This is a genomic window from Methylobacterium sp. A52T, from assembly GCF_053346095.1.
Genome location: NZ_JBKFBI010000010.1, coordinates 59,295 through 72,334, shown reverse-complemented (window position 1 = coordinate 72,334; position 13,040 = coordinate 59,295). Strand labels below are relative to the sequence as shown.

Here is a 13,040-nt window from a genome sequence, read left to right as displayed (position 1 = left end):
GCCGCCGCCGGGCCCGCGCCCGGTCGGCACGCCGCGCCCGCGGCGCGGGTCGAGACGCCGCCGATCAACCGGGTGCCGCGGCCGGACCTGCCGCCGGCCGGCGCGGACGCCAAGCCCCTCGCCGTGCAGCGCAACGAGTTTCCCCTGGCGGTCTCCATGGAGAACGCGCTCCGCTACCCGCCGCCGGGGCTCGTGCGGGTCCTGGCGGAGCCCGTTCCCGCGGGGACCTACGCCCGCGAGCCCGCGACCCCGGCGCCGCCCCTGGTGGCCCGGCGCGTGCCCGGCGCGGGCCCGATGCCGTACGAGCGGTTCGGCTACGCCCTGCTTCCGGATTATCGCGGCGTCGACAAGCCCGAATTCCTGTCGCCGCCCGCCGCCGGGACCCTGTGGCAGGACCAGCAGGCGGAGCGCGGGCGACCCGAGAATTCCGAGGCGAAGCGGTTCCAGCTGCCCGCGCGCTCGGCCTACGACACCTCCGCCACGACCGAGCGGACGACCCCGTGAGGCGCGCGGCGATCCGCACGGCCCGGCTCTGCGCCCTGGCGAGTCTCCTGCTGCCCGCCGTCGCGCGGGCGCAGACGGTCCCGGTCCTGACCCTGCCCGGCGCCGGGACGCTGACCGCGGTGATCGAGACGCGCGAGCGCGACGGGTTCGACCAGCGGCTGCGCTATGCCGGCGGCGATGGTCGCAACCACGCCGAGATCGCCCTGCGCCGGGAGACCGCCGACCTGCTCCTCGCCTTCCCGCCGCGGCTGGCTAAGCCCAGCGAGTTCGGGATCGCGGGGGAGATCGCCGTCCGGTTTCCCGGGCAGGCGATGACGGTGCGGCCGCCGCTGCGGAACGCCTACGGCCCGGTTGGCATCGCGCTCGGCGCCGACTGCCTCTACGCGTGGCAGTGGATCGAGGGCGGACGCGGCGCCGCTTCCGCCGGCGGACAGCCGCCCGCCCTGTTCCAGGCGGAGCCGCTCGCGCGCCGCGCGATCTCCCTGCGGATCCGGCTGTGCCGGACCGCCGAGGCGAGCCTCGGCGACCTCGTGCGGGCGGTGGAGGGCCTCCGGATCGCCCTGCCCGGCACCCGCCCCCCGCCGGTTGTCGCGCGCGTCCCGCAGCGTCGGGTCGCGCCGCGGGCCGCCGTCCGCCGCCCGAGCCGGCCGGCCGCGGCCGAGGTACGCCGAGACGAGGTTCCGCCGGTGCGGATGCCGGCCGCGTCACCGCCGCAGGTGCCCGTGGCGTCGCCCGTCACGCCGCCCGTCGTACCGCCCCCGGCACCGCCCGTCGCGCCGCCGGCACCGTCCCCGAGCGCCGGGGCGCCGGATCAGAAGCGCTACATCGTGCCGCCGACCCCCCAGACCCCCGCGCCGGTGCTGCCGGAACCGGGCGGCCAGCGCTACATCACCGAGGGGAGCGGCAGCGGGATCGCGCCCAAGCCGGCGCCGGGGCAGGCCCCCGGCGAGACCTTCTTCCGCGACCTGCCGCCGGAGGCCTATCGGCCGCCGAACTGAGATTCGGGCCTGGGGGCCCGTGCCGGATCTGCGCCGTCAGAGCACGAAACGCCCGAGCTCGTTCGCCGGAAAGGTGCGGAAGTGCCGGTATCCGCCCTGCACGGCCTGGGCGAGGGACGCCACGCCAGCGAGATCGCCCGCCTCGGTCCTGCGGGAATCCGCCTCGGTCAGGACGAGGCCCACCGTGATCGAGACCGCGCTGATCGCGACCGGCACGGCGAGAACGTGTCGGCCGGTCAGCCCGTCTGAGGCGACCACGTCGACCGCGTAGAGGCTGAACAGGTAGGCACGCTCCGCGATCAGCGTCCGCGCCTCCGCCAGGACGTAGCGCGGCTCCTCGCCCGGCAGCCGGCGATATCGGGACATGTCCGAAGCCATCGCTCCCCCGAGCGGCGAGGCTTGGCGGATCCAGGCGGCAATCAGGCGGCGATCCGCTCCGGCTTATCCTCGCTCGCGGCCGGCTCCGGCCCGGCGGGGTCCCGGCTGGCTCGGAAATGATCGAGGATGCTGTCGCCCAGACCGTCGAGCACGAGGTCGGTCGCGGCCTGGACCTCCGGGTCGACCTCCTCGGGCCGGTACCAAGCTAGGATCTGCTCGGGCAGCGCGTCGAGGATCGCGCCCACCGGGTTGACGGGCTCGGCCTCGGCAGGCCCGTCCTCGGCTTCGGCGATCGCCACGACGACAGGGGTCGCCGTATCGCTCTCCTCCGCGAAGGCCGTTCGGCGCTGGCTCTCCAGGGCGGCGCGCCACGCGGCGTCGGCGGCCTCGGCTTCCCGGCGGGCGGTCTCGCGCGCCAGCGCCTGGGCGGCGATGGCGCGGGCCACCTCGCGCGCCTCGTCGCGGGCCGCCTCGGCCTCGTAGCGGTTGAGCAGCGTGACGACCGGGTGCATGTCCGGATCCGACAGGTCGCCGCAGGCTCCGATGGCGGATTCGATGAGGCGCCGCGACAGGCCGGTGCCCCGGACCGGGGCCGCCGCGCGGGCGAGATCCTGCCAGGCGGAGAGCGCCGCCTGCATCGCCGGCAGGAGCGCTTCGGGCAGCCCGGCGCGGTCGTGCAGGTCCGCGAACAGGCGCGGGTCGCGCATGGCCCGGGCGACCCCGGCGTGATCCTGCCCCGACAGGTCGGCCAGGGCGGCGAGCGCGAAGTCCGTCCGGCCCGAGAGCACGGCGCGCAGGATCAGGCCCGCGGTCAGCTGCCGGGTCGCGCGCAGGTGCGTCACCAGTCGCGTCACGGCGGCCGCGCCGAAGCCCTCGCAGGCCTCGAGCGCGACGCGCTCGCCGGCCTCGCGGCTCATCCGGTCCAGGCGCTCGGCGCCGAGCCAGGCGCGGTCGGTGACGAAGTCGGTGAGCGCCCGCGCCACCGCGATCCCGAGGGCGTGGCGCACCTCCGGCGGCAGGTCGGCGCGGGCGAGGAGCGCCTCGCGCAGGGCGGCCTCGTCGCCGCGGCGCTCTATCATGCGCAGCATCCGGCCCGCGGTGATCTTCGCCGTCGGATTGGCCGCGAGTACGACCAGCGTGTCGGTCTCGCCGATCTCCGCCAGGGCGCCCGCGACCGCGTGCGAGAGGTGGTGCCGGGCGGCGATCACCGCGCGGGTGGCCTCGTCGCCGAGGGCGGCCGCGTCCACAAGGTCGGCGTCGGTGAGGACCGGCGAGCGCGCGAGCACCGGCCGCGCCACCTCGGGAACGTCGGAGGACAGGGCGACGACCAGCGGGCGCGGCGCCCGCGCCGAGGCCGCGCAGGTCTCGGCGAGCGCCCGGCGCACCAGGGGCGACGGGTCGTCGAGGAGCGCGAGCAGCGCGGTCTTGGCCTCCCAGGCCGCGTTGGCGCCCAGGTCGCCGTACAGGTAGGTCCGGGCCAGCGTCGCGGTCGCCTCGGCCCGGCGCTCGGCCGAGGCGTCCTGCGTCCAGGCCAGAAAGTCGCGGATGATCATCGACCGCTCCGGGGGGCGAACAGGCTGGTCCTGCTGCCGGACATGGACGCCGCGGCCGCGAGTTCCGCGGGTCGGCGGGGCGGCAGCGGCGGACTGAGGAGGGCGGCGCCCGGCGGCGTCACCGCCGTTTCGGTCGTCGCGCCCGTGACGGCACCCGTGACGGCACCCGTGACGGCGGGCTCCGCGACGGCGACGCGCGGCGGCGGCTCGGCGTCGGAGCGCGGGAAATAGGTCGGCGCCGCGTGCTGCACCGGCGCGGCGCTGTTGCGCGCCTGCCAGAGCCGGGCCGCGGCGTCGGAGGCCGCGCCGCGCTGGTCCGTCTGGAACAGGCTGCGCAGGTCCGAGGTCCCGCCGAACGCGGTCGCCGCGCTGGCGTAGGCCGAGACGGCCTGCGGCGCCGCGGCGCCGTCCTGGCGCAGGCCGGTCAGGTCGGTGGCGGCGGCGCCCTGGGCCGCCGCCGAGAGGCTGGCATAGAGTTCGGCGGCGCTCCGCGGCCGGCCGGCGCGGTCGTAGAACAGCGCCCGGTTGGCGCCGGCCGCCTCCGGCAGGTCGAGGGCGGCAGCGCGCTCGGGGAAGGCGCGGGCGGTCGAGATCAGGGCGGCCGCGCCCTTCGCGCCCAGCACGTGGGCCGCGTAGAGATCGCCCGCGGTCGGCTCGCGGCCGAGGGCGCCCGCGAGGGCGTCGGCGTTCTGCTGGGTCAGCGCGCCGGCCAGCGTCGCGGAGATCTTGGGATCGCGGCGCAGGTCGAGGATCGCCTGCCGCTGGCCCGCATCGGGAACCGTGTAGGTACCGTCCGACTGCCGGGTGATCGCGTCGGCCTGCGCCTGCAGGCCGAGCCGCGGCCCGGCATTCTTCATCACGCCGAGCCAGGTCTGCTCGATGAACTGGAACAGGCCGGTGGCCGAGGAGGTGCCGGCCTTGGCGGCGGGATCGAGGGCGGATTCGCGCCGCGCCGTGGCGAGGAGATAGTCGAACCCGACGCCGCTCGCCGTCGCCCCGTCGCGGATGGCCTGGACCACCGGCCCGGAGGCGGGCGTGCCCGGCAGCGCCCGCGCCTGGGGCGGCGGGCTCTCCGGTGGGCTCGACGGCGTGGTGAACAGGAACATCCGGGCGGGCACGGTGCTGGAGACCGCCCGAACCTGCGCCCGCTATGGTAAACAAGTCCTCAATCGGCCGCGCGCGACCGATTCCTGTTTCAGGACCCGGTGAACTCCCCCGCGCCCTTCGGCCGGCGCATCTGGAAGCGCGTGTCGGCGGTGGCGTGGAAATAGTCGAAGTACCCGCCGCGCATGATCGGGTGCATCGCCGCCGTATCGACCATTCCGTCCGCGACGTAACGTTCGTCGACGTAGATCGACACCACCTGCCCGATCACCAGGAAGTTCTCGGCCTCCCCGCCCCCGAGGGGCACCAGCGGCACGGTCTGGAGCCAGCGGCACTCGAGGGCCGCCGGCGAGGCGGCCACGCGCGGCGGCCGCACCTTCTGCGAGGGCGCGGTCTCCAGGTTGGCGAAGGCGAACTCGCTCGTCCCGCGCGGCAGCGGCGCCGAGGAATCGTTCATCCCGTCGCGCAGGTCCCAGGTGGCGAGACTGCAGACGAATTCCCGGCCCTCCTCGGCGAAGGTCATCGCGTCCTTCCGGCCCGAGGAGGAGAACGCGACCATGTTGTCGGCCACGGCGTTGAAGAACGAGTAGGGCGCGAGGTTGAGCGCGCCCGCGCGGTTCATGGCGCTGATCCAGCCGATCGGCCGCGGCGCGACGATGGCCTTCAGCGGGTTGTGCGGTAGGGCGCGCGACTCGCGCGGCAGGTCGAGATCGTAGTGCACGGCCGGTCCCTTCAGAGGTAGGTGACGATCTCGTCGAGGGCCGGCCGCGGCCGGTCGGAGGGCACCTCGCGCGCTCGGCCGATATGGACGAAGCCGGCGAGCTTCTCGGTGGGCGCGAGGCCGAGGGCGTCGAGCACGCGGCGGTCGTAGGCGAACCACTCGGTCAGCCAGGACGTGGCGAAGCCGGTGGCGTTCGCGGCGATCACGAGGTTCATGGTGGCGGCACCGGCGGAGAGCACCTGCTCCCAGTCCGGGATCTTCACGTGCGGGCCCGCCCGCGAGACCACCGCGACGACGACCGGCGCGTGGGTCAGTCGGCCGCGTTCCTGCGCGAGCCGCTCGGGCGCCGCGTCGGGATTGTCGGCCGCGAAGGTCGCCGCGATGACCTCGCCCACCTTCGCCCGGGCCTCGCCGGCGATGACGACGAAGCGCCAGGGCGCCAGCTTGCCGTGGTCGGGCACCCGGGAGGCGGCCGTCAGGATGGTGTCCAGCTGCGCCCTGTCGGGCCCGGGCTCGTCCAGCAGCGCCGGCGGCACCGAGCGGCGGGTCTTCAGGAGATCGAGGGTGGCGGTCATGCGCTCCGTCCCGGTATCGCGTCCCGACCGGGATGTGGCATGCGCGGGCCGCCGGTGGAAGAGCGGCCTTGCCGCCGCCACGGTCGGGAGTCAGAGGCAGGCCCGGACGATCCGGTGTCGCGACCGGCGAGACGAGCAGAGAAGGGCCGACCGATGCGCATGAGGCTTGCAGCGACCGCGCTGGCGATGCTCGCCGCCGGCCCGCCGGCCGCGCTCGCGCAGCAGGACCCGTTCCAGAACCGGCTCGGCGGCGGCCTGCCCTCGCCGTCGATCACCACCCCGAACCTGCCGCCGTCCCTGCCCCCGGCCGAGCCGGACGCGCAGCTGTCCCTGTCGGCGATCCTGTCGGGACCGGGCACGGCCCTGCGCCAGGGGCTCGCGTGGCGGATCTACGAGGATCGCGGCGATGGCACGCGGCCGTCGATCGTCGCCCGCTCGACCGAGGCCGAGCCGCATTTCACCCTCGCGCCGGGCGCCTACGTGGCGACCGTGACCTACGGCTTCGCCAGCGCCTCGAAGCGGATCGTGATGGGCGGGCAGCCGACGACCGACACGCTGCGGGTGGCCGCCGGCGCCCTGAAGCTCGCGGGCGCAGTGGGCGATCAGAAGATCCCGCCCGGTCAGGTGATGTTCTCGGTCTTCGTCCCGGTGGGGACCAATTCCGAGGGCCGGCTCGTGCGCGCCGGCATCAAGACCGGCGAGCTGCTGCGCCTGCCGGAGGGGACGTATCACGTCGTCTCGACCTACGGAGAATCGAACGCGATCCAGCGCGCGGACCTGCGCGTCGAGAACGGCAAGGTCACGGAGGCCACGCTCAACCACCGCGCCGCGACAGTGACCCTGAAGCTCGTCGCCGCCCCCGGCGCCGAGGCCTTCGCGGGCACCGCCTTCTCGGTCCTGACCCCCGGCGGCGACACGATCCGCGAGGCGATCGGCGCCTTCCCGCAGGTCACCCTGGCGGAGGGCGACTACGTGCTGATCGCCCGCCACGACGGACAGGTCTACACCCGGGAGTTCAAGGTCGAGAGCGGGCTCGATCGCGACATCGAGGTCGTGGCGAAGTCCGGCTGACGATCCAGGGCCGACAACTCCGCGCCGTTCTCAGGCGAAGCGCCGCGCCAGCGCCACGCAGGCGGCCACGGCCAGGGCGGCGGCGATCATGGCGGGCTCGATGTGCTCGCCGAGGACCAGCGCGGCCACGCCGAGGCCCAGGAACGGCTGCAGCAGCTGCAGCTGGCCGACCGACGCGATGCCGCCGCGCGCCAGGGCCCGGTACCAGAACACGAAGCCGATCAGCATGCTGAACAGCGCGACGTAGCCGAAGCCCGCCCAGGCCGGCAGCGGGATCGCCGCCGGCTCGGCCGGCCGGAGCAGCAGCGCGAGGGGCAGGCTCACGGGCAGCGACAGGACGGTGGCCCAGGCGATCACCTGCCAGCCGCCCAACCGACGGGCCAGGACGCCGCCCTCGGCGTAGCCGAGCCCGCAGAGCAGGATCGCGGCCAGCATGAAGGCGTCGCCGGGACCCGGCGGACCGTCGAGCCCCCGCGCGGCGAAGCCGACCGTGACCAGCGCGCCGGTGATCGAGAGCAGCCAGAAGACCGGCGACGGCCGCTCGCCCGAGCGCAGGGCGCCGAACAGGGCGGTGGCGAGGGGCAGCAGGCCGACGAAGACGGTGCCGTGCGCGGCGCCGACCGTGCGCAGCGCCAGGGCGGTGAGGAGCGGGAAGCCGACCACGACCCCCGCGGCCACGATGGCGAGCGCCGGGAGGTCGCTCCGGCGCGGGCGCGCCTGCCGGAGCGCCATCAGGGCGGCCGCGCCGGCGAGTCCCGCGAGCGCCGCCCGGGCCGCGCTGAGGAACAGGGCGTCCATGCCGGTCAGCGCGAGGCGCGTCGCGACCAGAGACGCGCTGAAGATCGCGACGCCGATGAGGCCGTCCACCCAGGCGCCGGTCGCCGGTCCGCGCGTCGTCTCGATCACTCCCCCCGCCACGGATGTCCCCTCCCGATACGTGCGGGTCCCGGCATGCCGTGCCGGGGCAGGCTCGGCCAGGAACGGTCGGGGCGCGGCCAGGCAATCTGTCCCGGTCGATCTTCGATACAGTTGGCCACCCCGTTCACCGCACCGGAGCCTCGGGAAGGGCGTCGGTGCGCAGCCCGCGCGCCGGCCGAAGGTTCCATGTTCCGCGCTTTAACATTTCCGTGCAGCCGCGGAACGATGCGCCCGAGGCGGCCATTTCAGACCACCCATACCGGGCCACTGGAGTACACCATGCGCCGCCTCGTCATCGCCGCCTTCGCCGCCGCCGCCCTCGCCGGGCCCGCGCTCGCCGCCAACGAGGCGCCGCAGACGGTCGCGCCCAAATTCGAGACCGTGCCGCAGGACGCGGTGCTCAGCTACAACCTCATCGGCCTCAACGTGACCGACGCGCAGAACAACACGGTCGGCGAGATCAAGGACCTCGTGATCGATCACGGGAAGCTGTCCGGCTACATCGTCTCGGTGGGCGGCTTCCTCGGCCTCGGCGAGCGCTACGTCGCGGTCTCGCCGAGCTCGATCGCGCTGGGCTACGATGCCGACGCGAAGAAGTGGAAGGCCATCATCGGCGCCAGCAAGGACCAGCTGAAGGCGGCGCCGGAGTTCAAGTACGAGGGCAAGTTCAAGCGCTGAGTTCAGGCGTCGAATTCGTGCGCTGAGGCGCCCCGCCGCGGCCGGGCCCAGCGCCCGGCCGACCCGGCGCCCGGCACTCAGACCGAGGCGTCGAGGGCCTGTCGCGCGAGGCGGGCGACGAGGGCCTCCCGCTTGGCCTGGCGCAGCACGATCCGCGCCGCGGCCCGCGCGTTGGACGCGCGCAGCTCGGCCCGCGGGCCTCCGTCGCGCAGGGCGCGCCACGCCAGCGCGCGGAACCAGCGGACGTTGGCCAGCGCCGCCGCCCGGCGGCTCAGCGGCCCGCCGACATCCAGCGGCTTGTCGAGTGTTCCGGACGTCATGGTCTCGATCCTGAAGCGCGACTCGCCGCTTGTCCGATTATGGAACAACAGATGGCGATTCCACGGGAGCTGAGCAATAGTGTTGCCAACGTGAACTTTTGAATCGAGCGCGAAGACTGCGCATCCACGAAATGAGGTAGTCCCGCCCCGGGACGGCATCCGGCGACGGGGCGCCGCGCTGCGGGCGCCCTCGCGGGCGAGCCTGCGGGAACGCCGCGGCGGGGACCCGACTTCCCGGAACGGGAAGCCGGTGCGGCGCCGATCCGGGCCGGTCGATCTGGAGAGCCCGTCGCGTGCCGACGATTTTCGATGCCCATACCTTCGCCCTCACGGCGCATGCGGGTCAGCTCGACAAGGGCGGCGAGCCGTGCATGCGGCACCTGGAACGCGTCGCGAACGCCGCGCAGACCCGGGCCGGTCACGCCCGACTCATCGACGGGCTCGACATCGACCCGATGCGAGTCATGCAGGCGGCGCTCCTGCACGATGTGCTAGAGGACACGCCGCGCACGGCGGCGGACCTGCGCGCCGCCGGCTTCGAGGCGGACATCGTCGAGACGGTGACGCTTCTCACGAAGCCGCGGAGCCGGATCGCCTATTCCGAGCGGATCACCGCCCTGATCGCGGCCGGCAACCTCGCGGCGCTGCTGATCAAGATGTCCGATACCGAGGACAACCTCTGCCCGACCCGGATCCCGCCCAACGCCGCGTTCCTGCGCGAGCGCTACGCGACGGCGTTCGAGCGCCTGAAGGCGGCGGCGGCGACGCGCGGGTACACGGGCCGCTGAGGATCGACCCAGGCGGGGAACATTCGCGCGAGCGTCCGGTAGATCCTGCATCGCCCGCGCCGGCCGCCGCGGTTCCGGACCCGGCGATGTCAGTGCCGGAGAAGCGCCGATGACGCCGTCGACCCGTTCACCCGCCGCGATAAGCGACGAGGGGCGCCACGCCCGTGACCGCGGTGATCCGATCACCGCCAACCCCTATCCGACGGATTCGGAATCCTGGGCCACCTGGGATCGCGGCTACCGCATGCCCGACGAGCAGGCGCGCGCCGCCACCCCGGCCGCGGTCCGGGAGGACGCGCCACCGGAAGCCTCGTGATCCGGCCCCCGTCCGGGCCCGCCGGCGACGTGGTCGGAACAGCGGCGGTGGCCTGGGGTTGCCCGCCTGACCGGTGACGGCTCCGCGAGCGCGATGGCCGGACCGAGAGGGAGATCCGCCATGAAGGTCACGAGTCTCGCCGTCGCCGCCCTCCTCGCGGCCGCGATCCCCGCCACGGCCGCCGAGAATGCCGGCAGCGCGACCAGCCGGTCGGGCACGGCCAACAGCACCGGCCCGAGCGATGCGGGGTCCGGATCGACACCTGGCGCCGCCGGGAGCGGCCCGTCGACCGGCTCGATGAGCCGCTCCGGCACGACGAACAGCACCGGCCCGAACGATGCCGGATCCGGTTCCAAGCCGCCGGCCGGCAGCCGCTGACGGGACCGCGCCCTCACACGCCACAGGGAGGATCCATGCCGGCACGCACCCGCATCGCACTGGCCGCCCTTCTGCTGCTCGGCCTCGCAGCCTGCGACGACAAGCAGGCGCAGAACAACACGCCGACGAAACCCGACTCGACCAAGATGGAGCCGCAGACCGACCAAGCGGCGCCGAACACGCAGAAGCGCTAGAGCCGCTCCCGGTCGGGTTGGGACGGGGGCGATCGGCGAGCCCGTGCCGAACGAGGCGCGGGTCCCCTCTCCCGTGCGGGAGAGCGACAGGGTGAGGGATGAGAACAGTCCGGACGAGTCGCGGCCTGTACGCGCATCGGCGGCCTGTTCAGTTCTGATCCTTCGCGTCCCTCACCCCGACCCTCTCCCGCACGGGAGAGGGGACTTGGCGCGGCTGGCGAGACCGACGTCTCCGCGGCCCGACCGGGGAAGCCCGTCATCCGGACCGTCGCGAGACGTCCTGGAACGGCACCGGCGACGGCCGGGCACCCCGGGCGCTCAAGTCCGGATCGGCGGGGCGCCGGCCTCGGATGGGCCGGTGGTTGCGCCGGTTGGCGGATCGCCGGACGGGTCGGCGATCAGCGGGACGGCGGCGCCGAAGCCGAGAGCCGCCTCGACGAGGATGTCGTCGAGCGCGTCCGCGACCCACACGGCGCCGTCGAGGACGGATGTCAGGATTCGATTCATCGGCACCTCCCTCCCGCATCCCGGGTCGCACCCGCCGTCTCAGACGAAGTGCATCGGGAGGGCGCGGTCCAGGATCTCGACGTAGGTCCCGGCGAGAACCGCGACGGTGGCGGCGGCGACGGCCGTGGCGAGGGCGAAGCGGGCAACGAGGGTCATCGAAGTCTCCATCAGGTCCGCGACTGTGTTCGCGGTGTGACCCTGATGTAAGCTCAAGCTTTCCTCGCCGAGGTGCTGCGGCACACCCCGGCGATGAACTGGCCCGCGCGGCCTATATCGCCGGGCTCCTCAGTCGACGCGGCATTCGGCGCGTCAGGCGGCGCGCACGGTCGCGAGGAAGCGTCCGACCTCGGCGGACAGGTGCTCGGACTGGCGCGACAGCTCCGAGGCCGCGCCGAGCACCTGGCTCGCCGCCGCGCCGGTCTCCTCCGCGGCGCCGGCCACGCCGGCGATGTTACTGGTCACCTCGCCGGTGCCCTGCGCGGCCTGGGTCACGTTGCGGACGATCTCCTGCGTCGCCGCGCCCTGCTCCTCGACGGCGGCCGCGATCGAGGTCGCGACGCTGTTGATCTCGCGGATGCGCCCGGTGATCGTCCCGATGGCGGAGACCGCCTGACCGGTCACGCCCTGGATCCGGCCGATCTGACTGGAGATCTCCCCGGTCGCGCGGGCGGTCTGCTCCGCCAGCGCCTTCACCTCGGAGGCGACCACCGCGAAGCCGCGGCCCGCCGCGCCCGCGCGGGCGGCCTCGATCGTGGCGTTCAGCGCCAGGAGGTTGGTCTGACCGGCGATCGAGGAGATCAGGCCCACCACGTCGCCGATCTTGGCGACGGCGCCGCTGAGTTCCTGCACGAGGGCGCCGGTCTCGTCCGCCTCGCCGGCGGCGGAGCGGGCCAGCTCGGCCGAGCCCTGGACCTGGCGCCCGATCTCCTGGACGGAGGCGCCGAGCTCCTCGGCGGCGGCCGCGACGGTGCTGACGTTCGAGGCGGCCTCCTCGGCGGCGGCCGCGACCGCCCCCGACTGCGCCGAGGTCTGACCTGCCATGGCCGACATGGAGCCGGCGGTGGCCTGCAACTCGGTCGCGGAGGCCGAGACCTGCCCGACGATGCCGCCGACCGCCGCCTCGAAGCTGTCGGCCATCTGGCGCATGCCGATCCGGCGCTGCTCCTCGGCGGCGAGGCGCGCCTGCGCGGTCTCGGCCTCCAGCGCCTTCATCTGGACGAGCCCCTGCTTGAACACCGCGACGGCCGACGCGATGGTGCCGATCTCGGTCTTCTCGCCCTGATGCGGGATCTCGGCCGACAGGTCGCCGGCGATCAGTGCCTGCATCGGCCGCACCACCGCGGCGATGCCGCGGGTGACGCCTAGGACGATGATCACGCCCGACAGAACGGAGACCGCCACGGCGAGAGCGATCGCGACGAGGCTCACCGTCCAGGTCTCGTTGAAGACGGCGGTGCCCTGGGCCTGCGCGGCATCGGCGCCGGCGTTGTTGATGGTGGTCAGCTTCTCGAGGGCCTTGGAGGCGGCGCGGCGCGGGATGAGGCCCTTCGTCTCGTAGAGCTGATAGGCCTCGGTCTTCTTCCCGGCCCGCGACAGGTCGACGACCTCGTTGCGCACCGCCCGGAAGGTCTGCGATTCCTGGTTGAACGCGTCGAAGAGCGACCGCTCTTCGGGCGAGCTGAGCAGGCCCTTGTAGACGGCGACCCGGTCGGCCAGCTTCCGATCGAAGCTGTCCATGTCCTTCTCGATGCTGGCGAGCAAAGCCGGGTCGGTCGCCTGCGTGTGCCGCAGGAGGAGGCCGCTGCTGCGGGCGGTCAGCGTGTCGATCTCGCCCAGCGCCCGGATGCTCGGCAGCCAGTTCGTATCGATCTCGACCGCCTGCTCGCGCAATTTGCGCGTACTCACGAGCCCGAGAGCGCCGAGCCCGACCACGAAAACGGTCAGGACCGAGAAGGCCACGACCAGCTTTGTACGAATAGAGACACTTTGTAGGGACACGGCGGCCTCGACGCAGCCGAATAGAACAATTCCGCGGCT

At 73.9% G+C, this 13,040-nt stretch carries 16 protein-coding genes and 1 pseudogene; 8 read left to right on the top strand and 9 right to left on the bottom strand.

The features are described from left to right. Together ACLBYE_RS04685 and bcsN are read left to right on the top strand one after the other, a co-directional pair. Positions 1 to 504, top strand: a pseudogene (locus ACLBYE_RS04685) (hypothetical protein); the annotation flags it as partial. Further along, positions 501 to 1,502, top strand: coding sequence for a cellulose biosynthesis protein BcsN (gene bcsN, locus ACLBYE_RS04680; protein ID WP_447693245.1), 1,002 nt, complete (start codon positions 501 to 503; stop codon positions 1,500 to 1,502). The pseudogene ACLBYE_RS04685 and the gene bcsN, both read left to right, overlap by 4 nt. A gap of 36 nt (positions 1,503 to 1,538) precedes the next feature. On the opposite strand, the gene ACLBYE_RS04675 is transcribed toward bcsN, so the two are convergent. The 5 genes from ACLBYE_RS04675 to ACLBYE_RS04655 all read right to left on the bottom strand — a co-directional run bounded on the left by ACLBYE_RS04675 (position 1,539) and on the right by ACLBYE_RS04655 (position 5,833). Further along, complete coding sequence (locus tag ACLBYE_RS04675; protein WP_447693244.1) at positions 1,539 to 1,868, bottom strand: hypothetical protein; 330 nt, start codon at positions 1,866 to 1,868, stop codon at positions 1,539 to 1,541. 53 nt (positions 1,869 to 1,921) lie between these two features. Then, a complete protein-coding gene (locus ACLBYE_RS04670; protein ID WP_447693243.1) occupies positions 1,922 to 3,433 on the bottom strand; it encodes a DUF2336 domain-containing protein in 1,512 nt (503 codons plus the stop codon). Then, complete coding sequence (locus tag ACLBYE_RS04665) at positions 3,430 to 4,539, bottom strand: lytic transglycosylase domain-containing protein (protein ID WP_447693248.1); 1,110 nt, start codon at positions 4,537 to 4,539, stop codon at positions 3,430 to 3,432. Before ACLBYE_RS04665 ends, ACLBYE_RS04670 begins: the two co-directional genes overlap by 4 nt. 89 nt (positions 4,540 to 4,628) lie before the next feature. Further along, on the bottom strand, positions 4,629 to 5,258 hold the full coding sequence (locus tag ACLBYE_RS04660; protein ID WP_447693242.1) for a flavin reductase family protein: 630 nt from the start codon (positions 5,256 to 5,258) through the stop codon (positions 4,629 to 4,631). Between the two features lie 11 nt (positions 5,259 to 5,269). Then, on the bottom strand, positions 5,270 to 5,833 hold the full coding sequence (locus ACLBYE_RS04655) for a nitroreductase family protein (protein ID WP_447693241.1): 564 nt from the start codon (positions 5,831 to 5,833) through the stop codon (positions 5,270 to 5,272). A gap of 153 nt (positions 5,834 to 5,986) precedes the next feature. On the opposite strand from ACLBYE_RS04655, the gene ACLBYE_RS04650 reads away from it, so the two are divergent. Beyond that, positions 5,987 to 6,904 carry a hypothetical protein gene (locus tag ACLBYE_RS04650; RefSeq protein WP_447693240.1) on the top strand — a complete coding sequence of 306 codons (918 nt, stop codon included), beginning with the start codon at positions 5,987 to 5,989 and terminating at the stop codon, positions 6,902 to 6,904. 30 nt (positions 6,905 to 6,934) lie between these two features. Here the strand turns inward: ACLBYE_RS04650 and ACLBYE_RS04645 are convergent, their stop codons facing one another. Further along, positions 6,935 to 7,822: a DMT family transporter gene (locus ACLBYE_RS04645; RefSeq protein WP_447693239.1), complete on the bottom strand. Its 888-nt coding sequence runs from the start codon at positions 7,820 to 7,822 to the stop codon at positions 6,935 to 6,937. Positions 7,823 to 8,101: 279 nt separating this feature from the next. Between ACLBYE_RS04645 and ACLBYE_RS04640 the strand changes: the two genes are divergently transcribed. Continuing rightward, positions 8,102 to 8,500 carry a PRC-barrel domain-containing protein gene (locus tag ACLBYE_RS04640; RefSeq protein WP_447693238.1) on the top strand — a complete coding sequence of 133 codons (399 nt, stop codon included), beginning with the start codon at positions 8,102 to 8,104 and terminating at the stop codon, positions 8,498 to 8,500. Between the two features lie 77 nt (positions 8,501 to 8,577). On the opposite strand, the gene ACLBYE_RS04635 is transcribed toward ACLBYE_RS04640, so the two are convergent. Next, a complete protein-coding gene (locus ACLBYE_RS04635; RefSeq protein WP_447693237.1) occupies positions 8,578 to 8,820 on the bottom strand; it encodes a hypothetical protein in 243 nt (80 codons plus the stop codon). Positions 8,821 to 9,113: 293 nt separating this feature from the next. Between ACLBYE_RS04635 and ACLBYE_RS04630 the strand changes: the two genes are divergently transcribed. The 4 genes from ACLBYE_RS04630 (at position 9,114) to ACLBYE_RS04615 (ending at position 10,496) form a co-directional block, all read left to right on the top strand. Next, positions 9,114 to 9,608, top strand: coding sequence for an HD domain-containing protein (locus tag ACLBYE_RS04630; protein ID WP_447693236.1), 495 nt, complete (start codon positions 9,114 to 9,116; stop codon positions 9,606 to 9,608). Between the two features lie 109 nt (positions 9,609 to 9,717). Further along, on the top strand, positions 9,718 to 9,924 hold the full coding sequence (locus ACLBYE_RS04625; protein ID WP_447693235.1) for a hypothetical protein: 207 nt from the start codon (positions 9,718 to 9,720) through the stop codon (positions 9,922 to 9,924). Positions 9,925 to 10,044: 120 nt separating this feature from the next. Then, positions 10,045 to 10,302, top strand: coding sequence for a hypothetical protein (locus tag ACLBYE_RS04620; protein WP_447693234.1), 258 nt, complete (start codon positions 10,045 to 10,047; stop codon positions 10,300 to 10,302). A 35-nt stretch (positions 10,303 to 10,337) separates the two neighbouring features. Further along, the gene (locus ACLBYE_RS04615; protein ID WP_447693233.1) at positions 10,338 to 10,496 is read left to right on the top strand and encodes a hypothetical protein; all 159 of its coding nucleotides are present in this window, start codon (positions 10,338 to 10,340) and stop codon (positions 10,494 to 10,496) included. Positions 10,497 to 10,814: 318 nt separating this feature from the next. Here the strand turns inward: ACLBYE_RS04615 and ACLBYE_RS04610 are convergent, their stop codons facing one another. After that, complete coding sequence (locus tag ACLBYE_RS04610; RefSeq protein WP_447693232.1) at positions 10,815 to 11,003, bottom strand: hypothetical protein; 189 nt, start codon at positions 11,001 to 11,003, stop codon at positions 10,815 to 10,817. Between the two features lie 309 nt (positions 11,004 to 11,312). After that, positions 11,313 to 13,001, bottom strand: a complete 1,689-nt coding sequence (locus ACLBYE_RS04605; RefSeq protein ID WP_447693231.1) for a methyl-accepting chemotaxis protein — start codon at positions 12,999 to 13,001, stop codon at positions 11,313 to 11,315. Positions 13,002 to 13,040 lie beyond the last annotated feature (39 nt).